Source organism: Marisediminitalea alba (assembly GCF_002993365.1).
GTDB lineage: Bacteria > Pseudomonadota > Gammaproteobacteria > Enterobacterales > Alteromonadaceae > Alteromonas > Alteromonas alba.
The window spans coordinates 53,580-76,053 of record NZ_PVNP01000053.1 but is presented as its reverse complement, the minus strand read 5'-3'; the positions used below and the strand labels follow the sequence as shown (position 1 = coordinate 76,053).

Sequence of the window (22,474 nt, the reverse complement as noted above, 5' to 3'; positions counted from 1 at the left end):
GACGGTCTAGTTTGTTCTGCCAGCGACGATGACGCTGTTCACTGATAAGGGCTGCGGGGAGTCCAGAGTGGTTCACGGTCACCGGGTCGCACAACACCCTCTGGTCGCGGTCGGCGATTCCGACAAAGACCTATAAACAACTTTCCTAGCTAGCTTATATCTATGCAGTCAAAACCATACCTCGAGCGATAACCACCTACCTTAGTAGGTGGTTTAGTATTGAAAATAAAAAAAGCGCCCGGGGACTGGGCGCTTTGGTTACTGACAGTTAGATTAGTCAACTGGCACCACAACGACCGATTCCGGCGCGGTGTAACTCATGCTGTAATCCGCGGCGATGTCGCCACTGGCGCTATTGAGAATATTATCAAAGCGCATGATCACGTTGTTAGACTTCTCTGCAACATACACATGGCCATTGCTGAGCATTAAGTCTACCGGGTTGCCGAGCATAGAGTTCGGTCCGGCAATCATTACACTCATCTCAGCTAAGCCATTTGCCATACCGGCTGCCGGAATAACATAGAGCTTACCGTCGGTTGCACTGGCGGCGCTGCCCACATCAGAAATTACCAGACTATCAGACTGCGGATCGTAGTCTATGCCATGAATGTTAGTTGGCGCAGTGATGGGCGCTCCGCCTATAGCTGGCGTAATTAAGCGGTCTTCACCGGTAATCGTTGTCATGCCCGACATGAGTTTGCGGGTGACTTCGTCAAATACCGCTACAGTACCGTTAGTCAGGGCCACAAAGGCACGGTCGGTGGCAGCATCGTAGTCAACGTCCCACGGGCGCGCATCGTTACCGGCAACCAGTGAGAGCAGTGGCGCTACATCTCCCGTCGCGCAAGACGAAAATACCTGCACCGCTGGGGTATCGGGATTGAACTCAGCCACAAAGACCAGTCCGTGAGCAGACGACACGTCCACCCCCTTCGGTGTAACCAAACCTGTATTGGCTCCCATAATCATGTGATCCTGAGACATTGTGTAACTGTCGTCATCCCGCATGCTGGCCAGGCGGTTGATGATGAGTACTCCACCCATGGCTGAATCGATATCATCGAAGGTAACGGCACCATCGCCTAAGGCGTCTATGGTAACACTTTCAATGCTCATGCCCGCATCAAAGCTGCCCAGGGTACTGCTGAGTACTGCACTGTAACGGGAGATTTGGCCGGTGGTCGGGCCCGCTGCCGAGGGATTACTCGATACCACAATGCCATTGATGGTTGTGGCGGTGAGCGCATTGTCCGATGCATCCATCAGGTCCATCGCCGGCATCACCTGAGCCAGAGACTCTGGTTTACTGGTAGTGGTTGCAAGGGTGGGGGCCATGTCGCCATCCGGCCCATCGAAAATGTTAGTGAAAACAAGGATGGCATCGTTCGACTTTTCTGCCACACGCAAAGTTGTGCCGGTAAGAATAATGTCTACCGGATTACCCAGCATCGACATCGGGCCGCCAACCTGACGGGCAGGTAATGTATTACCATCCGCCATTGCAGCATTATTGATCACAAACAGCTGGCCATCATCGGCCACGGCCGCATCGCCCACATCAGATACAACCAGACGATCGCTCCCGGCGTCATAAACAATACCGTGCAAGTTTACTGAGAGCTGATTTCCATCGGCATCTGCCGGTACAATAGAACGCATGACTGTAGGCGCAAAACCAGACCCCATGACATTATCATAAACGGCTACAGTACCGTCGGTGAGAGCCACATACATCCGGTCGTTAACTTCATCTAACGTGACATCCCATGGCTTGGCCGACAGCGGAATTTCTGCAACCGGCGTTACATCGCCTGCTGCCTGACTGCCAAAAATGCTGATCCGCATGCCATTAAAATCCGCCACAAACACCATGCCGCTGTGCTCGGCCAGATGGATCCCTTTAGGGTTGGTAAGGCCGGTGTTGGCCCCGGTGATATCTTTGTCATAAGAAGGCATATACATGCCGCCGGAGCGGGATGTCATTCGGCACACCGTTCGTAAGCTTCCGGTACTGCTGTCGCCAGCCTGAAACAGATTACCAGTGCTATCGAGCATCACACCTTCATTATTGCCACTGGTGAACTGGCTTAACATCGCCGCATTTTGGTCAGCCCGGGTCAGGGTGCCGCGATTTGAATCGCCGTTGTTGGCAATTAAGAACACGCCTTGGGGTAATCCCGGTGCGCCATCGCTTCCATCACTACCATCCGCGCCATCCATTCCAGCCGGGCCTGCAGGACCAGTATCACCGTCATCCACGCAGCCGCCAAGTGCCAGGGTGAGTGACAGGGCGATGATCGACGGGCCTAAGCTCCAATGATATTTTGTATTCATTTTCCGTATCTCCTTGTAATGAGTAAGACTGCCATACTGCAGGGTGATTTAAAGCAGCCGTCATTAGCCAAACGTGCGAGTTACCAGACTGGATGCAAAATAGTAAAAATAAATTTTTAAAAAATTTAAAGGTATAAATAAAGTGTGGGGATCAGTGTGTTTTCCCTTGCTTAACGGCTATTTGCCTATACATCATTACCAGCAACCGACCGTGAACAGGGATGGAATTTATGGATAAAGCGCTACAATTGAGCCGGGCAAAACGACAGGCCGGACTCTGGTTACTCGGCGCGGCGGGCCTGTTTATCTGCATCAGTGTGTGGCAAACCTTACAACCATCGATGAGTAACCATACTGCTCTGGGCTTAATTAAAATGATGGCCGAGGCCGCGTTGGTAGGGGGGCTGGCTGACTGGTTTGCCGTAAGCGCGTTATTTCGGCCTATTCCGGCCTTTAAGCCGATCCCCCATACCAATATTGTGGCTCGCAATCAGCGCACGATAGCCGCCAACCTGGCCGAGTTTGTGAAGGAAAAGTTCTTTCATGAACAGGCTATCGAATCCCTGGTGGCGCGCAGTTCTCCGGCAAAAGCCATGGGCCTGTGGTTATCGCAAAGTAACAATGCTGCACGCCTGGCCCATTATGTGGCCGACAGTCTTACCGGCTTATTAAACGTGATTGATGACACGCCCATTCAACAAGCTCTGCGCCGCTCGGTAGACCGCGGCTTGCGCAAAATCCCCATGGCTGCACTGCTGGCCGGTTCCCTAAGAGTGATGACCAGAGATAACCGTCACCAACAGCTGGTGGATAAGCTCATCGATAAGCTGGCCGGCGCACTACAAAGCGAAGAAACCCAGGCACTTATTGCCGATAAGCTCAACATCTGGCTGAAAACCGAGTATCGCCGGCTGGAGAAAATACTGCCTTCTGGCTGGTTAAGTGAGCAGGGAGCAGCAATTGCCGTTAGTGCCGTTAGCCACACTCTGCAGGATATAAATAACGATCCGGCGCACCCGGTCAGGCAGGCGTTAAACGAACAAATCTCCCGCTTTATCGACGGTCTGGAAACGGACCCGGTGGCGCAGCAAAAGCTTGAAGATTTCCGTAACCGGCTACTGGAAAGCGAGGCTCTGCACAATTACCTGCAGCGCATCTGGCAGGATATTCATCAGTGGTTAAGTGATGATCTGGCCAACGCCGACGGTCAGGTGGTAAACCGACTGAGCCGGTTGTTCAGCGACACTGGCGCGAGACTTTTAGCCGATAAAGACTTACAAGCAGCAGTAAATCATCATATTGGCGTAGCTGCCCGTTATATCGCTCCGGAACTGGCCGGTTTTCTTACCGACCATATTCGCCGCACCATTGAAAGCTGGGATGCCACCGACATGGCGCGTCAGATTGAATTAAATATCGGTAAGGACCTGCAGAAAGTGCGTATTAACGGCACCCTGGTTGGTGGCCTGATTGGCGGTGTGCTGTTTACTATTGAATATGCCATCAGTCAGCTTGTCTAAGCGGCCCGGGTATACTGACTGAAATATTGCTGCGCACACTGACGGCCCATTCGGTAACCTTTAATCAGCCTGGCTTTATTCATGGTCAGACGTTTTACCGGAAAGTCTGCCGGCGGCGCGATTATTTGTATTTTGCAATCGGCCGGCGGATTGGCAATAAACTTCAGTGTCTCGTTATAGGTGGCACTGCGCTGGTGGATTGTATTGATCAGTGCCGGATAATCGGCAAACATCTTGTCGGTCATCCACGGTGTTTTTTCTTCTGGTTTCTGATAGCCCCAGGACTGCGACAGAATAACCGTAATGTCGCGACAGCCTTGCTGATAAGCATGTTGTACCGGAATAGCGTCGGCCACGCCACCATCCACATAAAAATCATCCTCCAGTTGTGGCGGTGTACGGTAAACCAGCGGCAGGGCGCAGGTAGCTTCCATTAGTTCATCAATGTTTTCTGCAGTCGCCTGATGATACTCGGCTCGGCCAGTATGCATATTGGTAATCGCCACCTGCAGCGGTACCTGCTGGCTCAGTGCGTCCACGTTGAGAGGGTAGCGATCACGGGATTCACACCACAGCCATTTTACGTCGGTCATATGGCCTTTCATGACAAATCGCAGTGGATTAAAAAAGTCCCGCTGGGTTGCCATGCGTAAGATAATGCGGCGATTACGTTCGGCATTACCTGTCAGGTAGCCTGCTGCACTGGTAGCGCCGGCAGAAACGCCTACCACCAGATCAAAAGGGTTATACTGTTGCTGCTGAAAACTGTCGAGGACGCCGGCGGCAAAGATCCCACGCATGGCGCCTCCTTCTACAACGAGGGCACGCTTCATAATGCAATTCCGTTTATTTTGCTGTCACCGTTAATTTACCGTACCGGAACAACAACCATTGATGAAATAAATTTTATTGATTAATCGGTATAAACGAATGACGGGGCGGGCGGGGATCAAAAGTGTTTTTAGAGTATCCCCGGGTAACCGACTGGCAGGCCCCGGGGAAGAAGCACAGAGCGGATTAGTGACGCTTAAACGGTGGTTTACCGCTAAAGTCAGTGGTTGACTGTTCTGAGCCGACCTCAAACTGTGCAACGTCAACAACCCGAACACATTCGGTAGAGCGTTTAAACGGTGGTTTGCCGCGCAGGGTTACGGTTTTTACGTCTTCACATTGCGTGCTGGTTTCAAACTGGGCCACATCAACAGTGCGGGCTTGTACAAAGGTACGCTTAAAAGGCGGTTTACCAGAGCGTTCAACAACCATGGTGGTATCGGTGTTGTTAATTTCTGGTGCAGCCTGGGCTGAAGTATGGGCAAATGACAAGCAGGAAACAGCTAATAAAGGCAAAAGTGATAATTTCATTGTAGTGTCCTTGAAGATTTAAAACAGTTTTAGCATTTTTTATAGGCAATACGAGTGTAATTAAGCTCTTCATAAAAAGTAATACCATCTCGTGATAGTAATTAACTATCAATATTAAGTGTTACGCTTCATTTGGTGATAAGGATTGGTTTGGTTTGTTATGTTTTGGTGCGGTGTGGCACTTATTTTGTGCGTTGGCGGCGGATCTGCTGAGCGCATACCATTGAAAACAATCACCTACGTTTTGGTGCTTAACTTGCTGACTACTCACTGAGTCTCAAAAGATGAACTCACCCCGGTAAGTCCTGAATCAGTCAGTGAGTGAGAATGCGTATGTTTGTTAAACCAGTCAAAACCCTGTTTGCCGCCATGGCAGTGCTGGTAAGCACCAATCTTGCTCTGCTCACTACAGCTCAGGCCAACAGCTTTGCACTGACTACCAGTGAAGGCGGCACGCTTTATCTGCAGAGTCAGGTGGATAACGAGTCTGATACGCTGTTTTTAATTGATACAGGCTCCTCGCTTACCGTACTTAATAAGGCAACCTTTGCCCGCATCAAACAAACTCAGCAGGTCACCGAAGATGGTCTGGTTATCGCCAGGCTGGCGAATGGCCGTCAGCATAAGGTGAAGCTGTATAATGTGCCGCTGCTAAGCCTGAGCAACGATTGCCAGTTTACTAATGTCAGCGTGGCGGTGATGAACAATGAGCACAACATTCTGGGCATGGAACTGCTTAGTCGTGCCGCACCGCTGGGTATTGAGTTGGCGCCAGCCAGACTTACCCTGAGCCAGTGTGACCAGTCGCAGCTCCACGCCAGCGTTTCAGTCAGCGATTAGGCTTTACCTGGCTGGCAGGTATAGAGTGGCGATGCAGGATCCGTCTCGCCTCCCGTTTAACATCATCTCTTTTTCGCCAATTCCATAATAAACCCCGGTGCCGGGTAATGGCCTCATCCGGCTGTGCAACAGGGTGCAGGTAACGCTCTGGTACCGGTTGCTCCATTGCCATATGGGTGAGTGGCGGAATTAGCCAGGGCGCAAAGAGTTCCTCGTTTGGCAGATGGGCAATTTCCGGTACCCACTGGCGAATAAAACTGCCGTCGGGATCGTTGTCTTCAGCCTGTTTTACCGGGTTATAAATTCGCAGGGTATTGGTGCCGGTTACGCCTGCCTGCATCTGAAATTGCGGGTAATGAATTCCCGGCTCAAAATCGAGGAACTGACGAGCCAGATGCTGCACGCCCAGCCGCCAGTCGATCAGCAGGTAATGGGTTAGAAAGCTCACCAGCATGGCACGCATGCGAAAGTTTAAATAACCAGTGTGATTAACACAGCGCATACAGGCATCTACCATGGGTATGCCGGTGGTGCCTGTTTTCCATGCCGCGAGGTCGGCTTCAACCTTGTCATCATCGCGATAAGGAAAGTGCTTATAGGCATGATTGACCGCACGAAATTCCTGTTCGCACTCACTTTCGAATTTCTGAATAAAATGGCAATGCCAGTGTAATCGCGACGCAAAAGCGCTTAACGAACGCGGGCGTTTGCTGCCAGCACTATTTAAAGCCTGATAAACCTGGCGCAGGCTGATATTGCCCCAGGCGAGGTAGGGCGACAGCCGGGAGCAGCTGTTAAAACTGGCCAGCGGGCTGGAGATATTACGGTGATAATGGGTGTGCCGGTCCGTCAGAAAACTTGCCAGCAGTTTATGGGCGTGGTGTTCGCCACCGGGCTGCTTGCTATCGTCGGGCTGATGCAAACGCGCGGCAATGTCGCCGGGTACCCGGTTAACCATAGATTTATTAACGTACCAGTGTGGGTGATGCAGATCAGTCGATAAAGCGGGTTGGGCCATCAGTTGTTGCCACCGCTGATGCCAGGTGCGCCGGTGAGTAATACCGCGCTGCACCCCGGCATAGGGAAATTCCCGCCAATTGATGTCGTGCCTATTAAACAGCGCACTGAGTTGCTTATCCCGCTCAAAGGTACAATGCAGCCCGGTTTCGGCATAACTCACCACTTCGATGTGTGGGTGTGCTGCTATCAGCCGGCGAAAAAACGCCACAGCGTTATCGTAGCTGACATGCAGTTCGCCCCCGGCCGCCTGTAACGTGCGCTGCATGGCCAGCAGGCTTTGCCACACAAACCGCCAGTGGCGTTCTGAATGATGCGGGTCGGCCATGATATCCGGCTCAAAAAGATACAGCGGTAGCACCGGATAACCCTTATCGGTAGCAACAGATACTGCATGGTGAAGCGGTTCGTGATCCTGTAATCGCAGGTCACGCTTAAACCACACCACAGTGAGCTTGGGCGGTACCGATGTTGTCATAGATGCTTATTGGCGGGCTTGTTTTTCATGTTGAGCTATACGTGAGAGCAGGCCGTAGAGATTGCCTGCCAGAAAAATATATCTGCAAGCGCGCAGTGCAAGGATGTAACCAATTGGTGCACGTATCTCGCATTTGTCATAGCGATTGCGATGAATACAGACGTCTGCCGCTACATATTCAGGGCTTGACTGTTTGGTCAGGTATCTGGCACCACAATTGCTACTACATTGCCCATAGTTGTTAGCCCGCTGCAATCAGTCGATAAAGAAGCTGACCATTGCCAGCCTGCGGCGTTACCCGTTGCCACTCATTATCTTTGCCAGTCAGGAGTATTGTTATGTCTGCCACCCGTTATCCTCTCGCCGCGACACTGTTTATTAGTGTTTTGCTTAGTGCCTGTACTCCCCGGAATGAAACTAAGCAGGAAGCCGTGTCAGATACCGATGCACCGGTTGACACTCATGTATTTAAAGAGGAAGTGAAAACCCGCCAGGCATTAACGCAGGTTGCTCTTGGTCGGGAAACAGCCGAGCTGGTGATCCAAAACGTAACGCTGCTTAATGTGTTTACCCAGGAGTGGCTACCCGCACAGGATATCGTTATTGCGCATAACCGTATTGCCTGGGTGGGAGATACCGGTAGCTGGCCGGGCGAAACACAAAGCTCTTATGATGCAAACGGGCTGTGGGCAGTACCGGGATTTGGCGAGTCGCATAAACACATAGAAAGCTCTTACCTGACGCCGGAGTATGAAGCGGCGCTGGTGATCCCTCACGGCAATACCTGGACGGTGGAAGGCTCTCACGAGATATCCAATGTGGTGGGTAATCGTAACGCCGAATTCTGGCTTGAGGCAGAACGCAAAGGCAGCACGCTGAAAATCTTCCCGGCTATCGGTTCGGCCACGCCGCCAACGGTTTATGAATCGGGCGGTGGTTATTACGGTTATAACGAGATGCGCGATTTCTTAACCTATGATCCGCGTGTGGTAGCGCTGGGTGAAGTGATGGACTGGTCGGCAGTCATCAATGCCGATAACGGTGGTCACCAGCGTATCTGGGAAATGATTGAGGCAACCTACGACTACCGAGGTGTAGTAGAAGGCCATGGCATGAACCTTACCTCACAAACCGACATCAGTGCCTTCGCCGCGGCAGGGCTGGCCTCTGATCACGAGGTACGACTGGCTGATGAAGGAATTGAGAAATTACGCCGCGGCGTATTTTTAGAAATTAAACAGGCTGGCATGGACTCTTTGTTTCCGAAATTACTGGAAATTGGCCTGAAAGACTGGAGCAATGTTTCGGTAACTACCGACGATCGCGACGTGTTTGCCACCCTGCAGCTGGGCTCGATGGATTATAATATTCGCAGCGCTATTGAACTGGGCGTGCCGCTTGAAATTGCTTACCAGCTGGGCAGTTATAATACGGCCCGCCATTTCAATATCGACCACCTGGTTGGTGCTCTGGCCCCGGGGCGTTATGCCGATGTTGTATTGTTGTCCGATCCGCAAACTGTGACGATTGAGCGGGTTTACGCCAATGGTCAGCTGGCAGCTGATAACGGCGAATACCTTTTACCCATCCCCGAAATAGAATACCCACAGTGGGCAACTGATACCATGAATGTGGGACGGGAACTTATAGCCGCAGATTTTGTTATAACCGCTCCTGAGGGTCGTGAAACGGTGAAAGCTGCAGTGTTGGAGCCGTTCTGGTTTGAGCCGGAGTTTATCACCAAAGAGCTGCCTGTGGCTGAGGATGGCACCGTTAAAGCCGACCCGGAAGCAGGCCTGATTAAGGTGGCCGTAGTCGACCGGTATCATGGTACGGCGGCGGTGTCGAAAATGATCTGGCAAAACGTGGGGCCTAAAACACCGGGTTCGGCACTGGCCAGTTCGCAGTCTCATGATCTGCACAATATCTGGACTATGGGTAACGACGATTATGCCATGGCGCTGGCGGCTAACACCGTAGCCAATATGGGCGGCGGCTGGGCGCTGGTGAATGATGGCAAGGTGGTTGCCACGGTGCGCCTGGACGTTGGCGGATTAATGACAGCCCGGCCGGTAAATGAGGTCGCAGCAGAAATGGAAAAGCTTCATCATCAGGCCGATAAAATGGCCTGGATTAATGCCAATGGATTACCGGAAAGAATGCGTTTTGCTTTTTTAACCGCAGCGCCGTGGAAGTGGCAACTGGTAGCGCCTTATGAGGGGAATCCGGGCGGTCTGGTGGACGTAACCACCGGCAATACTCACGAAATCATCTGGTAAGCCAGGCCCATTATGACTGGTATGCTAAGGGTGTTACTAATGCTGCTCTGCCTGCCCGGAGTAGCTCAGGCTCACCTACTGAATATGACCCGGGTTAACGTTACCGTTAGTGACGAAGGTCAGGCCGTGGTGACCATGGATGTGGATTTAACCAAAGCCATGGAGGGCGGGGAAGCTTACTATGCCTTAACCCGGACTACCGAGCCGCAACAGTCGACACGCTTTGCCCAGCTGCTTGCCGGGCTTGAACAAGCCAGCCAAATTAGCCTGGGCGACAAACAGCTCAGCTGGCAGTTTAGCGCTGTAAGCTGGCCCGATGCGCCAGCGGAGGATTTTACCTCGGGGCTGGCCTGGCCCATGACCCGCTTTGTATTTACGCTGGACCTGCCGGATAATTTTACCCGGAGTGCTCTGGTTGCGGTGTTCACCGATGCGTTTAAATTTGAAGAGCCTATTGCGCTCAACATTAGTTATAACAGTGAGCAGGTTACTTTAAGTCGCTGGCTGGTGCGTAATCAGGCCAGTCCGGCCTTTTATTTCGATGCGCAGCCACCGGCAGAAGGTCTTACCAGTGCTGATGTAAAGCTATGGGCCAACTACCTTAAACAGGGCATGCTGCATATTGTGCCCTTTGGTTGGGATCATGCGCTATTTGTTCTGGGACTGTTTTTAGGCGTGGCTTCACTGCGCCAACTGGCATTGCTGATCACCGGCTTTACCCTGGCCCATACAGTAACGCTTGGCCTGGCGACTTATGGCGCTATTGTGGTGAGCGGGCACATTATTGAGCCTGTGATTGCGCTGTCGATTGCCTGGATTGCGATTGAAAACCTGTTATTTAAGCCTCACCCGGTCTGGCGGTTTATGCTGGTATTCGGTTTTGGTCTGGTGCACGGGCTGGGCTTTGCCCAGGCGTTAAAGGAACTGGGTATTCCATCGTCGGGTTACGTTGGAGCATTGGTTAGCTTTAACCTTGGGGTAGAGTTTGCTCAACTGGGTATCGTGATACTTGCCTTTGTGATAATGAAACTGATCAAGCGTTTTTCTCGCCTCACTGCTATGGTTACCCGCGGTGGTTCGGTATGTATCGCGCTGCTCGCCGGTTTTTGGTTTGCTCAGCGCGTGCTGGGTTAGTTGTTACTAAATATAGTCACTTTGATTTATGTGATTAAATATAGTAACTTTAAGGCAAGTGACTAAATACCGGGATACGCTAACGCTGAGGACAATGCGATGAAAAGTACTGAAAATGCCGAAAATTCAGCACTAATAGCGGTGATTACCGGCGATCTGGTTGGTTCCAGTAAATTATCTGGCGAGGCATTCAGCCAGGTCATTTTAAACTTGGAGCGCTTGCTAAAATCCTTTCGGGCCCGTTACGACGCGGCCTTTGATATCTTTCGGGGTGACAGTTTTCAGCTGGTGGTTGCGCCGCCGCTGGCCGCGAGATTAGCCACCATCATTGATTTATCCTTACGCAGTGGTGAACCCGCAGTTGCGGTACGCCAATGCATTGGACTAGGGAAGGGAGAAGCGCCCGGGCAAAACGTCAAAACCGCAACCGGCGAAGCTTACGTACTTTCCGGTCACGGTCTGGACAAACTCAAAGGCCGTGGGCTGACTATTGCCAGTGCTGACAAAGCGTTTACGGAGCACTGTGAACTGCTTACCCGTTTTTTCGACAGCCACCTGGACCGCTTAACAGCTACTCAGGCTCAGGTTGTACTGGCTTATCTGATGGCGGATAATAAATCCCATGAACATCTGGCACGGGTGCTGGATAAAAAGCGCAGTAACGTAACACGGATATTAAATACCAGTCAGTACCATTTAATTACTGACTATCTGGCGCATTTTGCCGCCCAGGTGAAAAAGGACTTTGCCCCATGACTACCATGACGCTGTTGGTATTATTGATTGCCGGCCATATTATGGCCGATTTTTACCTGCAGCCCTCACACTGGATATCACAGCGTACCCAACGTCACTTTTCTGCTCCCTGTCTGTATTGGCATGGTGGGGTTCACGGCCTGATAGCTGCGCTTACTCTGGCCTTGTTAACCGATTTACATCCGCTAAAAGTGGCTGCCTACGCGCTGTTGTTAGGCGGCTCACATATTGTTATCGACGGTCTGAAATCTTACGCCGGCTCATCCATGAAAGCGTTTCTGGCCGACCAGCTGGCGCATATTGTGGTTATCGGCTTTGTAGTATTGCTGGTTTGGCAGCCCGAACAAGCTACGATAAGTGCCTGGCTCAAACAGTCACTTAACTACAAAACACTGGCGATTATGACTGGTTACCTGCTAGTGCTGCGGCCGGTATCGATTGTTATCAAGCAGATCCTTGCGCCCTGGAGCAATGCCATAGAAGCCGATAAACCCGATGAGGAAAGTGAAACCACTTTGCAGGCCGCCGGGCAGAACATCGGTTATCTGGAAAGAGTACTGGTACTGACCTTTATTTTGCTGAATCAGTTTGCTGCAATTGGTTTTTTGCTGGCGGCAAAATCGGTGTTTCGCTTTGGCGATTTGCGCCAGAGTGAAGATAAAAAGCTCACTGAATATGTGATGCTAGGTACACTCACCAGTTTTGCCTTGACCATTGCGGTTGGTTTGCTGGTGAGCAGTCTGGCCACGCAGTTACCCGTTGGCAAATAGCATTTAGCCGGCAAAATACTGTTGTTGTATACGCTGGCAGTAGTCGTTCAGGTTTGAGTACTGTCGGGCCAGACGGGTAAAGTCGTTATCTAAATCCACTAAAATGGCTTCGGCCAAAAAGGCATAAACCGTTGCATCCAGTGAACTAGGTTTGTCGCCAAGGCAAAAAAGGTTATCGCCTATCAGTACCGACAACGCATCGAGCGTTTGCCGGGCAATACTCAGCACTTCTTCCTTAATTATGGCGACCGGTTCCCTGCTGATAAACCTGCTTGCTAACGCCCCGACGAGCGACCAGCGGCACAATGGTGCTAAGCGGGAAGGGCAGCTTACCAAACAGCGCGTTTTTCACGGTTGGCCAACTGGCGCTATCAATCCAGCGAAAATACACCAGGCACCAGTAAAAATTCTCATCCAGCGATTTACTGATAAGTGTGGCTACAGCTTGTTGCTGCGGCGATAAATGACTGTCGAAATCAGATGCGTAGCGGTCTTTAAGATGACAGATAATAAAAGTGGAGTCGCACACGATGGTGCCATTATCGTCGAGGTAGGGCAGCTTTTTCTTGGGCGCCTTAAATACGTAATTAACGTTACCATTGTAACGGTAGTCAATGTTTGCCAGGCGTAAAAACGCAGCGACTTTGAGTACAAAAGGGCTTGGGTCGTACATGCCCAGCCCCGGGCCAAATCCATACAATGTAATCATCTGTGATGTCCTTATGCCATCAAGCCAACAGGGCTTGAGTTAATCACAGATAGCCGCATAAGTAACTAACGCTGTTTGTATTGGGTAGGGCAGTAACCGCGGTTGATATCGGGTGAGCGAAGCTTAAGGTGTTTGGTGGTGCGCCCGGCTGTGCGCTTGCGCCAGAGCCGGAAACTGGCGGGTTTCAGTTCACTGCGCATAAGTTTAATCACGCCGTCCTGAGACAGGCCATATTCCTTTTCAATGGCTTCAAAGGGGGTACGATCCTCCCAGGCCATTTCGATGATACGAGACAGGGTGGCGTCGGTAAGCTGATGTTTTGATGGCATGCAATCTCTCCTGCTAATGCCACCAATACGCGGTGTTACGGAGTTTGGATTGGTTTAATTTACCACAAACTGGCTCAGGCCTTTACGCGTTGAGCTGGCCAGTGACTGGGCATGTTCGGCCTGTTCCACACTCGACGCCATCGAGTGCTGAATATCCATACTGAGCTGAGTGATCTGGCCGGCAATTTCGGTAGCCTGGGCCTGCTGAGATTCCAGCACATTTACTGAGTTCATGATCAACTGGAAGGCTTCCATGTTTTGTTTGAAGTCGTCCATCATTTGCTCAAACGTTGAGGAGGTGTCACTGATACTTTGTTGCATCTGACCAGACGCATCAATAAGGCGGCTGGACTCCTGCTGGGTTTCGCCCACCAGGGTTTCCATCTCATTCAGGAAGCTGCTGATCTGCTGGGTAGCATCGGCCACTTTAGCCGACAGGCTGCGTACTTCATCGGCCACCACTGCAAAGCCGCGGCCTGCTTCACCGGCTCGTGCTGCCTCAATGGCGGCATTCAGGGCCAGCAGGTTGGTTTGATCGGCAAAACCCTCAACCATTTTCAGAATATTGCGCACGTTATCGGCGTTGTTCTGTAACCCGCGAACCGTTTCTGAAAACTGATTAAGTAATTGGGTGATCCGCTCAATTTGCTGCTTTGAGGTAACCAGCGTTTGATTGGCGGTGGTAGCATTGGCCTGGTTCTGGCTGTTGGTGGTGGAAACCTGTTCTGAGGCCGACACAATGTCGTGAATGCTATGACCCACCTGTTGTGACGACTGGCTGATATTGTCGCTCAGGTGCTTTTGAGTAGCGGCCTGACTATCAACGTTTTTAACCAGTGCGCAGACTTCTTTATTGGCGTCGCTGGAACGTTCGGCGTCTTTGTAAACCTGTTCAATCAGCTCACTAAGGTTGTGCGCAAATTTATTATAAGCCGCCGACAACTCGCTGAATTCATCACAGGTAAAAGCGGGTAGGCGGGTAGAGAGGTCGCCCTGGGTATGGTTGATATCGTTAAGGGTGTTCAGCAAAGCTTTTACTGGTTTCACTATGAGGTGATGCATGTAAAAAATGGTAAAGGCAAAACTCAGTGTGCTCAGAATAAACAGTGTAATCAGCGTAGACTGATAGCTATCCTGCGACTCAGCCGGGCTGCTCATTAGGGCGTAAAACAGGTAGAAATTTGCCAGCTGGAACAAAAACAAAAAGCTGATATTGCCGATTATCTTTCGGGTGAGAGTGTAAAAGAACGTTTTTTCAATTACATCATAAGTGTGCCAAAACCATTGTGTCATAGCGTAAACTTCGCCCTTTTTTATACATTTATAATAGTTTAGTACTGTTACTTTAGTATAAGTAACCTATTAAGCCTATGTATAGCGCCAGATCAAGCAACAATAAATGCAAAAAAGTAGTGCGAAGAAAGTAGGAAGGTGCAGCACCGTTATCCGATGCTACGCCCTGAGATAAAATTAAAACCTAGTGCAATCGGGTATTGAGTTCGTCTATTACTTCTGCCCATTCGGCATCTTCGGCCAGCGCCTGGCGCAGAAAACTGGCCTGGGCATCGTTCCAGAATGGCGCGTCGGCGAGCGGCTGGGCAGACTTTAGTCCGCGATGCTCACTGATAAATTTTTCGATAGCCGGTTCGTCAGACGGTAAACCTAACTGCACGAATAAATCGTTAATACCGGGTTGTTGAGTAAACATAGTTGCCTCCTTGGGTGCTTTTATGTCTCATAGATAGTTACGCGCCCGGCCCGGAATTGGACCAATAACACGCAAGCGTGACACCGGGAGGCGTGCCGCCTGAGGTAAATAAAAGCGCCTCCGAGTTAAACTCCCTTCTGATTCGCCGCCGGAAAGTGGTAACCTATGTTTTGTATCTAGTTTAACTTCAGAGGTAGAAATGAATTTGCGGGTAGTATTATTGGCCGTAGGCGTGTTGGTATTGGCACTGGGTATTGGTTTTATGGTGTATGAGCAGGATAACAGTGCCCCGGTTACGACCATCCCGGCGGGCCCTGAGTCGCAAACTTCACCGGTGAACCCGGCTGAAGCCACAGTCAAAGATATGGCTTTAGGCAATCCCATGGCTCAGGTTCAGGTAGTAGAATATGCCTCTTTTACCTGCCCGCACTGTGCATCTTTTCATAATAATGCCTTTAAGCCGCTTAAAGAAAACTACATTGATACCGGCAAAATTCGCTTTGTATTTCGCGAAGTTTATTTCGATCAGTTTGGCCTGGTTGCTTCGATGATTGGCCGCTGTTCCGGCAATAGTGAAGATTACTTTAACTTTGTAGATAAGGTGTTTGGACAGCAGCAACAGTGGATGGCCAGTCGCGACGGTAATACCATGCTAAACGAATTGGTAACACTGGGTAAGTCTGTGGGCTTGAATGACGAACAGCTGCAGGCATGTTTAGGTGATGAAGCCAAATCTGAAAGGCTGATTAACTGGTATCAGCAAAACGCCAAAGCCGATGGGATCCGCTCAACGCCAAGCTTTGTGGTAAACGGTAAACTAATGTCGAATATGAGTTTCGAAGAGTTTGCTAAAGTGCTGGATAAAGAACTGGGTTTATAAACTGAAACAAGCTGGCGTGATTGGCGCAGACCATTCATGGTCTGCGTCCTACGGACCATGCTAAAGCGTGTCACAAAAGGTTCCGGACGTTTTGGTAAACCCGGGATCGTTTTCAGCACCCAACAACCTTCACAAATAAAAAAAGCTTGACGGTTGGTAATTTCGGCGGGATTTGCGCAGACAATTAATGGTCTGCGTCCTACGGACCATGCTAAAGCATTTCCCAAAAGGTTCCGGACGTTCTGGTGAACCCGGGATCGTTTTCAGCCCCCAACAATCACCACAAGTAAAAAAGCCTGCCGGTTGGTAATTTCGGCGGGATTTGCGCAGACCATCCATGGTCTGCGTCCTGCGGACCATGCTAAAGCATGTCCCAAAACGTTCCGGACGTTTTGGTGAACCCGTGATCGTTTTCAGCACCCAACAATCACCACAAATAAAAAAGCCTGCCGATTGGCAAGCTTTTTTTATTTGGAGCTGGCGGGATTTGAATTATGGTTTTAATGTGTTGATTTAAAATATTCTTCTAATTTGTGGAGCAGTATTGGGGTGCTATATAGGGTGCTTTAACCACGTTCTACCTGTTCTCGCGCGCGTGGTAGATGTCTGAAAATACCCTTTTTTATAGTGTAAAAAATTACCCTTTATTATTTGCTATGTTTCCAGTTTCTAGAGCTTGTTTTCCCTTTAAGTCCAGACATTACACTTCCCCTGAGTTTTCCTTTCTTTAAGCGCTTTTTATTAACTTGCTTTTTATCAACTCTCTTTTTTAACTTAGACAGGCTCTTGGTTTGGGAGATAAGTTTCAACAATAAAGCTCGAGCTTCCTCATTCCCAGAGTTGGCCTCTTTAGCTAATTGATTGGCTAATATACGAATGTCCATATCTTTCAATATTATGCCTCGTTAGTCCGATTAAAGCTCGATAGCCGTTTCTACAGTTACAATGACATCGTCAAAATGTATTGTAAACTCGTTAGTTATTTACAGGCTGTTTGTGTCGGTTTATTGCTTTGGCTCGCCGAGCTAATCTGGACTCATATTCAGATAGTTTTCGGTTGAGATATTCATCTACTAATGGTGGATACTTTGACTTTAGCCTTTCTAGTGGAAAGGAACATGATAGGTCTATTGAATACTTAGCACATATCTTTATTGAAGAAGGGCTCAGTAGAATATTGTCCATTATATATGTGACTGCTTTTGCCACGGGTCTATGGTCTTCTGTGTTGTTACAAAAATCTATTAGCCAGTGGTATATTATTGATGTGGCTGAAGTAATTCGCAGTATTTCGCGTTGTGCCTTTTCTTCTCCGTAATGAAGACCATTAAGATTCTCAATGCGGCTTTTCAAACATAGGGGAGGAGACATTACCTTTACGACAACTTCATTTTCTCCAAATCGCATTTTGTCAGAATGAGCATGTACTTCTTTTGGGGTTAGCCCATATACTGTGGGAAGAAAATCTACAGCTTCAGAATCCTCGATAGTTCCTTTATTATTTAAAAACACTATTCCTGATTGTGGAGAGTGGTCGTCCATTTCTGGAATTCTGTATTCACCACCCCATATCCTTGCGCATTCAATGACTTCAGGCCTTCGTCCCATTAAGTCTAAGTCATCACTACTAAGAGATTCACTTTGTAAACCTGTTAACTGGTCAATTAAGTAGTGCTCAGCCCAGAGTAACAAAGCCTGACCGCCGATTAATACAATCCTATCTGCCAAGTCTTGTGGCAATTTAGATAATAGTCTTTCAGCTTCGTGGAGGGTATCGAAAGGGTCTATCAATGGTTAATTACGCAAAACCAAAACTAGCGCGAGACACTCTGCGATTGTTGGAGTTAAACTGTCGGGGAGAAGCCTTACGCTGAGCATAACTATCCATACGCTGCCTTTCTTTTTCCTCTAGGCGACGTTGGAATAAATTGTCAGCATCTGAATTTAGTAAGCTCTTCATAATACTCAGTTAGTGTGTTGTTGTAATATTAAACACTTACCAAGTATAAGATAGGGAATGAGGTCATCTGGTATGACCAGTTGTGTGGTTGATAAGCAGAATCAAAAAGGGGGTGATTAACTTTTCAAAGCCCAAACTAAACCATGTAATCCGAAAAATCCATTTCTTTGGAGCATTCGGAATAATCGCTTTGGAGTCCATAGATTTCCCCGAGAGGTGCGATAGTGGCGATTGAGAGTGGCACAAATGATTTTATAAGACGGTGTAGTTTACCTTCTCGATATCGCAATCTGTTGAACAAGTATAATTACCCGCAGCCCTTTAAAATCAAGGTGTGCAGAAGATGTGCGGTTAGTTGTTGACAGCTAGTGGGTGAGTAGTGGGTGATTCCACTACAGCCCGCGTCGTAGTTGGGCTGTAGTGGTATCGTAGTGGTGGAGCTGGCGGGATTTGAACCCGCGTCCAGAAAATGTCTACCTTTGGTACTACATGCTTAGTTTGTCTTTTATTTAACTACTTTAGACCCCGACAAACAGGGTTCCTGGTAGCTGTCCTGATACTATTTCGCGGTTCAACCTCAGGAGAGTTTCCCTCGCTAGTCTACTTATATGACCTTCCAAAATCCTGGCTAGCAGACAGAGCTTAGGTGGAAGGGCCTATGCCGGTTATTAAGCGGCTAGTGCGTAGTTTTCGTCGTTTGCGACTATTTAAATGCGGCTTTTTAAGAGGCAAACCGCTCCTCTGCATGCACCTCCAGCTTCCTAGATCCTGTCGAATCCTAATCAGCCCCGGAGATCGTTACTATTAAACCAGAGAGTTTTTACCCTCTGAATACTGTCTAATATTGGGCGGATACTAACTTATTCAAGGGGGAAGTACAAATATAAACGCCTTTATGGCGGCTGGTTGCTGCTTTGCTGAGCAGCTAAGTGCTGGTTATCGCTGGATTTACCGCAGTGATATGATCTATGTTGGTGTTTTGGGCTTAATTGCTTACATTATCAATAAGTAATCTTAAGAAGTGTTAATTATGCAACCCATGGATGTCTCGGTATTAAGCCGGGTGAATGATTGGCTGGCAGCGGGTAAACCGTTTTGGTTTTGTACGGTGCTGGCTACCTGGGGCTCTTCACCGCGGGAGCCGGGCAGTTTGTTTGCAGCGGCTGCCAGCGATGACTGGGTGGGCTCCTTGTCCGGCGGTTGCGTGGAAGATGACTTTTTGTCCCGACTGGGCGCTAACGAGTTTAGTGCCCAGGCGCAGATAGTACGTTACGGCGAAGAAGGCGGGCAGCAGGCTATCAGTTTACCCTGTGGCGGGATCCTTGATGTGCTGGTAGAGAAGATCACGCCGGATGAAAACCAAAGTACGCACTTTGCAGCGTATCTGAATTGTCTGTTAGGCAAGGATGTGAAAGTTCGAGAAGTGAACACGGCTACGGGTGTGAGCCGTTTGAGTGAGGTGACGGAGCATACGCCAGCGGTTAGCTGGCAGGCTGATGCCAGCCATGTTGCACTTCGTGTTGGTCCGGCCAGGCGTTTGGTTATTGCTGGTTATTCGCCGGTCGCAGAATATTGCGCCCGTTATGCTCAGTCTCTCGGTTTTGAAGTGATTATTTGTGAGCACCGTGAAGCGGAACAGGCACTGTGCAATATAGAAGGTTGCCGGTTTGTGCCGGATTTTGCCGCCGACTATATTATGAAGTCAGGCAACGTACACAGTCACACAGCTGTAGTGGCGTTAACACACGATCCGCGCGTGGACGATCTCACTATGATGGAAGCGGTGCATACCGAAGCTTTTTATATTGGCGTGATGGGTTCTAAACGTACATCAGCCAAGCGGGCAGAACGCCTGCAGCGGGTAGGGCAGCTCACTGATGAACAGCTAAGCCATATTCATATGCCTATTGGCCTGGATATCGGCAGTAAAACGCCCGCGGAGATTGGCCTCGCCGTGATGGCAGATATCGTCCGCGCGTATCGCCAGCCGGATTAATTGCCACCTACCGAACTCATTTCATGGTAGGTTATTCACTTCTTTGTTTTCTCGGAGCTTTTTCATGAAAGTCTGGCTGATTGCCGTAATGCTGAGTGTGCTGCCGCTGGTTTCCTATGCGGGTGAAGTCTCTTTACGCTTAAATAACGGCGAGTACGAAATCCCTGCTATCGCAAACTTACCTGATTCTGAACAGGCGGTGCCGGCTGTGGTGTTATTACACGGTACGGCATCCCACAAAAATGAAGTCGGCAACCTCTATGTGCGCCTGGCAGCAGCGCTGGCAGATGTGGGGATTGGCTCAATACGTATCGATTTTGCCGGTACCGGTGATAGTGAAGTAAGTTATCGGCATTACACGCTCGAAAGCGCCGTTCGGGATGCCACCGTGGCACTAAACTATATGCAGGCACAACCTCGGGTAAATGCTGAAAAGTTAGGCGTTGTGGGCTTTAGTCAGGGCGGTCTGATAGCCCAGCTACTCATTGCTCAATCGCCGGTATTCGACTCTTTTGTGGCATGGTCTTCGGTGGCCAGCGACGGCGTGAGCGCCTTCAGACCGATGTTCGACAGTATGTACCAAAAGGCCAAACAGCAAGGTTATGTTACCCAGGAATACACCTGGCGGGCACCACTGGATATTTCCCTTGAATGGTTTGAACAGGTAAAAGCCAATAAGTCACTTACCAATATGGCTACTTACAACGGTGCATTGCTGGCGATTGCGGGTAGCGCCGATAAAGTGGTGCCGGCCGAAAACGCATTACGGCTGATTGAGGCCACCAGTGCATACCCCGCGCAGGCCGTTATTATCAAAGATGCCAGTCACATTTTTAATGTGCTCAACGAACAGGCGGGAGAGGACGAACAGCTTCTGCGATTAACCGTGCGGTGGTTTGCACAAACATTACAATAAGTAGAAATAAAACAGGGTGCCTTGGCACCCTGTTTTCAGTTGTTGTTTTACGCTTTGTGTTTCATCACCCGGGCTTTCTGACGTTCCCAGTCGCGGTCTTTAATGGTGTCGCGTTTATCGTGAGACTGCTTACCTTTCGCCAGGTAAATTTCAAGTTTTACCCAGCACTTTTTCCAGTACATGGCGGTGGCTACAATGGAGTAACCCTGGCGGTCTCGCGCACCAATAAGGCGGTCTATCTCGCGCTGATTAAGCAGTAGCTTCCGGGCTCGCTCAGGCTCGCAAATAACATGCGTTGAGGCCTGATTAAGCGGCGTGATACGGGCACCTACCAGATACGCTTCACCATTTTGGATGATCACGTAGTTATCGGTGATATTCACTTTGCCCTGACGAATACTTTTGATTTCCCAGCCTTGCAGTGCAATGCCGGCTTCCATTTTGTCTTCGAGGTGGTAATCGTGACGCGCTTTTTTATTCAGCGCGATGGTACCGGAGGTATTGGATTTATTTTTCTTCATGGCGGCTATTATACTGATTACATAAATGTTGTCTCGTATTTCCTGCGCTGGCCGATAAAAATTTCCTGGCATTTTATGTGATCCACAACAGCTTATTTTCAAAATAAATTTTATGGTAAACTCAGCAGCAACTTGCAGGAGTACAAAATTCGTATGCCGAAAATACAGCGCAGCGCTCTGGTTGCTTACAGTGCGCAATCCATGTTTGATTTAGTTAATGATGTTGAGTCTTATTCTGAGTTTCTGCCCGGCTGTAGCGACAGCAAAATTGTGAGCCAGCAGGGTAACGCCATGCAGGCCGCATTGCTGGTTTCCAAAGCGGGAATAAAGCAGTGGTTTACAACTCAGAACGTGTTGGAACCTGCTCAGAGTATCAGTATGACCCTGGTAGACGGGCCGTTTAAGCAATTGAGTGGCGGCTGGACATTTTCTTCGTTGTCGGAGTCGGCCTGTAAAATAGAGCTAAGCCTGCAGTTTGAGTTTAAAAACAAAATGATCGAACTCGCCTTTGGTAAAGTGTTTAATTCGCTTGCCGCAAGCATGGTTAACGCCTTTACCCAACGCGCTAAAGTAGTGTACGTCTGATGGATGAACCGATTAATATTGAAGTGGCTTATGCCACGCCTGCAAAGCAGTCGTTAATTGAACTGACAGTGCCGAAAGGATCAACGGTAGAGCAGGGGATCCTGGCGTCAGGCATTACAGATATCCACACCGAAATCGAATTGAAAACCGCCAAAGTGGGCGTGTGGAACCGCGTGTGTAAACCCTCGGTAGAACTGCAAGACGGTGATCGCATAGAGATTTATCGACCGCTAATTGCAGATCCCAAAGAAGTGCGTAAGCGCAGAGCCGAAAAGGCAGTTCAGGAAGGGCGAGCCGATAAAGTCACCGGCGGGCGACCCAATCCGTTAAAAGCAGATAAACAAAAGGCCGATTAATCGGCCTTTTTCGTAGAAGTT

Annotated in this window: 23 protein-coding genes and 1 other RNA gene; 11 read left to right on the top strand and 13 right to left on the bottom strand. The window is 49.5% G+C overall.

The features are described from left to right. Window positions 1–273: 273 nt before the first annotated feature. Complete coding sequence (locus tag C6Y40_RS07190; protein ID WP_105934012.1) at window positions 274–2,337, bottom strand: hypothetical protein; 2,064 nt, start codon at window positions 2,335–2,337, stop codon at window positions 274–276. 230 nt (window positions 2,338–2,567) lie between these two features. Here C6Y40_RS07190 and C6Y40_RS07185 point away from each other — a divergent pair, with 230 nt between their 5' ends. After that, window positions 2,568–3,857 (top strand): DUF445 domain-containing protein, encoded by a 1,290-nt coding sequence (locus C6Y40_RS07185; RefSeq protein ID WP_105934026.1) that lies wholly within the window; start codon window positions 2,568–2,570, stop codon window positions 3,855–3,857. On the opposite strand, the gene C6Y40_RS07180 is transcribed toward C6Y40_RS07185, so the two are convergent. Further along, window positions 3,854–4,690, bottom strand: coding sequence for a patatin-like phospholipase family protein (locus C6Y40_RS07180; protein ID WP_105934011.1), 837 nt, complete (start codon window positions 4,688–4,690; stop codon window positions 3,854–3,856). The genes C6Y40_RS07185 and C6Y40_RS07180 overlap by 4 nt on opposite strands. A gap of 184 nt (window positions 4,691–4,874) precedes the next feature. Beyond that, entirely contained in the window at window positions 4,875–5,219 is a 345-nt protein-coding gene (locus C6Y40_RS07175; RefSeq protein ID WP_105934010.1) for a hypothetical protein, read from the bottom strand. A gap of 333 nt (window positions 5,220–5,552) precedes the next feature. On the opposite strand from C6Y40_RS07175, the gene C6Y40_RS07170 reads away from it, so the two are divergent. Then, window positions 5,553–6,059, top strand: a complete 507-nt coding sequence (locus C6Y40_RS07170) for a retroviral-like aspartic protease family protein (RefSeq protein ID WP_170308433.1) — start codon at window positions 5,553–5,555, stop codon at window positions 6,057–6,059. Here C6Y40_RS07170 and C6Y40_RS07165 read toward each other — a convergent pair. Continuing rightward, window positions 6,049–7,554 (bottom strand): FAD-binding domain-containing protein, encoded by a 1,506-nt coding sequence (locus C6Y40_RS07165; RefSeq protein WP_105934008.1) that lies wholly within the window; start codon window positions 7,552–7,554, stop codon window positions 6,049–6,051. The genes C6Y40_RS07170 and C6Y40_RS07165 overlap by 11 nt on opposite strands. A 338-nt stretch (window positions 7,555–7,892) precedes the next feature. Between C6Y40_RS07165 and C6Y40_RS07160 the strand changes: the two genes are divergently transcribed. The 4 genes from C6Y40_RS07160 to C6Y40_RS07145 all read left to right on the top strand — a co-directional run bounded on the left by C6Y40_RS07160 (window position 7,893) and on the right by C6Y40_RS07145 (window position 12,493). Beyond that, entirely contained in the window at window positions 7,893–9,833 is a 1,941-nt protein-coding gene (locus tag C6Y40_RS07160) for an adenine deaminase (protein WP_105934007.1), read from the top strand. 39 nt (window positions 9,834–9,872) lie between these two features. Then, on the top strand, window positions 9,873–10,967 hold the full coding sequence (locus tag C6Y40_RS07155) for a HupE/UreJ family protein (RefSeq protein ID WP_170308432.1): 1,095 nt from the start codon (window positions 9,873–9,875) through the stop codon (window positions 10,965–10,967). 99 nt (window positions 10,968–11,066) lie between these two features. Further along, entirely contained in the window at window positions 11,067–11,723 is a 657-nt protein-coding gene (locus C6Y40_RS07150; protein WP_105934005.1) for a hypothetical protein, read from the top strand. Beyond that, window positions 11,720–12,493: a DUF3307 domain-containing protein gene (locus C6Y40_RS07145; RefSeq protein ID WP_105934004.1), complete on the top strand. Its 774-nt coding sequence runs from the start codon at window positions 11,720–11,722 to the stop codon at window positions 12,491–12,493. Before C6Y40_RS07150 ends, C6Y40_RS07145 begins: the two co-directional genes overlap by 4 nt. A gap of 3 nt (window positions 12,494–12,496) precedes the next feature. Here C6Y40_RS07145 and C6Y40_RS07140 read toward each other — a convergent pair whose 3' ends face one another. From C6Y40_RS07140 to C6Y40_RS07120, 5 genes are all read right to left on the bottom strand, one after another. Next, the gene (locus C6Y40_RS07140; RefSeq protein ID WP_170308431.1) at window positions 12,497–12,721 is read right to left on the bottom strand and encodes a glutathione S-transferase C-terminal domain-containing protein; all 225 of its coding nucleotides are present in this window, start codon (window positions 12,719–12,721) and stop codon (window positions 12,497–12,499) included. Between the two features lie 7 nt (window positions 12,722–12,728). Continuing rightward, window positions 12,729–13,202 (bottom strand): Tom37 metaxin N-terminal-like domain-containing protein, encoded by a 474-nt coding sequence (locus C6Y40_RS07135; RefSeq protein ID WP_105934002.1) that lies wholly within the window; start codon window positions 13,200–13,202, stop codon window positions 12,729–12,731. Between the two features lie 65 nt (window positions 13,203–13,267). Then, entirely contained in the window at window positions 13,268–13,531 is a 264-nt protein-coding gene (locus C6Y40_RS07130) for a TIGR03643 family protein (protein ID WP_105934001.1), read from the bottom strand. 54 nt (window positions 13,532–13,585) lie between these two features. After that, complete coding sequence (locus C6Y40_RS07125) at window positions 13,586–14,824, bottom strand: methyl-accepting chemotaxis protein (protein WP_105934000.1); 1,239 nt, start codon at window positions 14,822–14,824, stop codon at window positions 13,586–13,588. A gap of 184 nt (window positions 14,825–15,008) precedes the next feature. Beyond that, window positions 15,009–15,239, bottom strand: coding sequence for a DUF2789 domain-containing protein (locus C6Y40_RS07120; RefSeq protein WP_105933999.1), 231 nt, complete (start codon window positions 15,237–15,239; stop codon window positions 15,009–15,011). 199 nt (window positions 15,240–15,438) lie between these two features. On the opposite strand from C6Y40_RS07120, the gene C6Y40_RS07115 reads away from it, so the two are divergent. Then, entirely contained in the window at window positions 15,439–16,119 is a 681-nt protein-coding gene (locus C6Y40_RS07115) for a DsbA family protein (protein WP_105933998.1), read from the top strand. Between the two features lie 647 nt (window positions 16,120–16,766). Here the strand turns inward: C6Y40_RS07115 and C6Y40_RS07110 are convergent. From C6Y40_RS07110 to ssrA, 3 genes are all read right to left on the bottom strand, one after another. Further along, the gene (locus tag C6Y40_RS07110) at window positions 16,767–17,012 is read right to left on the bottom strand and encodes a hypothetical protein (protein WP_105933997.1); all 246 of its coding nucleotides are present in this window, start codon (window positions 17,010–17,012) and stop codon (window positions 16,767–16,769) included. A gap of 82 nt (window positions 17,013–17,094) precedes the next feature. Next, window positions 17,095–17,910: a hypothetical protein gene (locus C6Y40_RS07105; protein WP_146129517.1), complete on the bottom strand. Its 816-nt coding sequence runs from the start codon at window positions 17,908–17,910 to the stop codon at window positions 17,095–17,097. 601 nt (window positions 17,911–18,511) lie between these two features. Further along, window positions 18,512–18,869: a transfer-messenger RNA gene (gene ssrA / locus C6Y40_RS07100) on the bottom strand. Window positions 18,870–19,109: 240 nt separating this feature from the next. On the opposite strand from ssrA, the gene C6Y40_RS07095 reads away from it, so the two are divergent. Both C6Y40_RS07095 and C6Y40_RS07090 read left to right on the top strand, forming a co-directional pair. Continuing rightward, complete coding sequence (locus tag C6Y40_RS07095; protein ID WP_105933995.1) at window positions 19,110–20,075, top strand: XdhC family protein; 966 nt, start codon at window positions 19,110–19,112, stop codon at window positions 20,073–20,075. 64 nt (window positions 20,076–20,139) lie between these two features. Then, window positions 20,140–20,991, top strand: coding sequence for an alpha/beta hydrolase family protein (locus tag C6Y40_RS07090; RefSeq protein WP_105933994.1), 852 nt, complete (start codon window positions 20,140–20,142; stop codon window positions 20,989–20,991). Window positions 20,992–21,038: 47 nt separating this feature from the next. Here C6Y40_RS07090 and smpB read toward each other — a convergent pair whose 3' ends face one another. Then, window positions 21,039–21,512 carry an SsrA-binding protein SmpB gene (smpB, locus tag C6Y40_RS07085; RefSeq protein ID WP_105934025.1) on the bottom strand — a complete coding sequence of 158 codons (474 nt, stop codon included), beginning with the start codon at window positions 21,510–21,512 and terminating at the stop codon, window positions 21,039–21,041. 153 nt (window positions 21,513–21,665) lie between these two features. On the opposite strand from smpB, the gene C6Y40_RS07080 reads away from it, so the two are divergent. Together C6Y40_RS07080 and C6Y40_RS07075 are read left to right on the top strand one after the other, a co-directional pair. Then, window positions 21,666–22,097, top strand: coding sequence for a type II toxin-antitoxin system RatA family toxin (locus C6Y40_RS07080; RefSeq protein ID WP_105933993.1), 432 nt, complete (start codon window positions 21,666–21,668; stop codon window positions 22,095–22,097). After that, entirely contained in the window at window positions 22,094–22,453 is a 360-nt protein-coding gene (locus tag C6Y40_RS07075) for an RnfH family protein (RefSeq protein ID WP_105933992.1), read from the top strand. The genes C6Y40_RS07080 and C6Y40_RS07075 overlap by 4 nt, the downstream gene beginning before the upstream one ends. The last annotated feature ends 21 nt before the right edge of the window (window positions 22,454–22,474 follow it).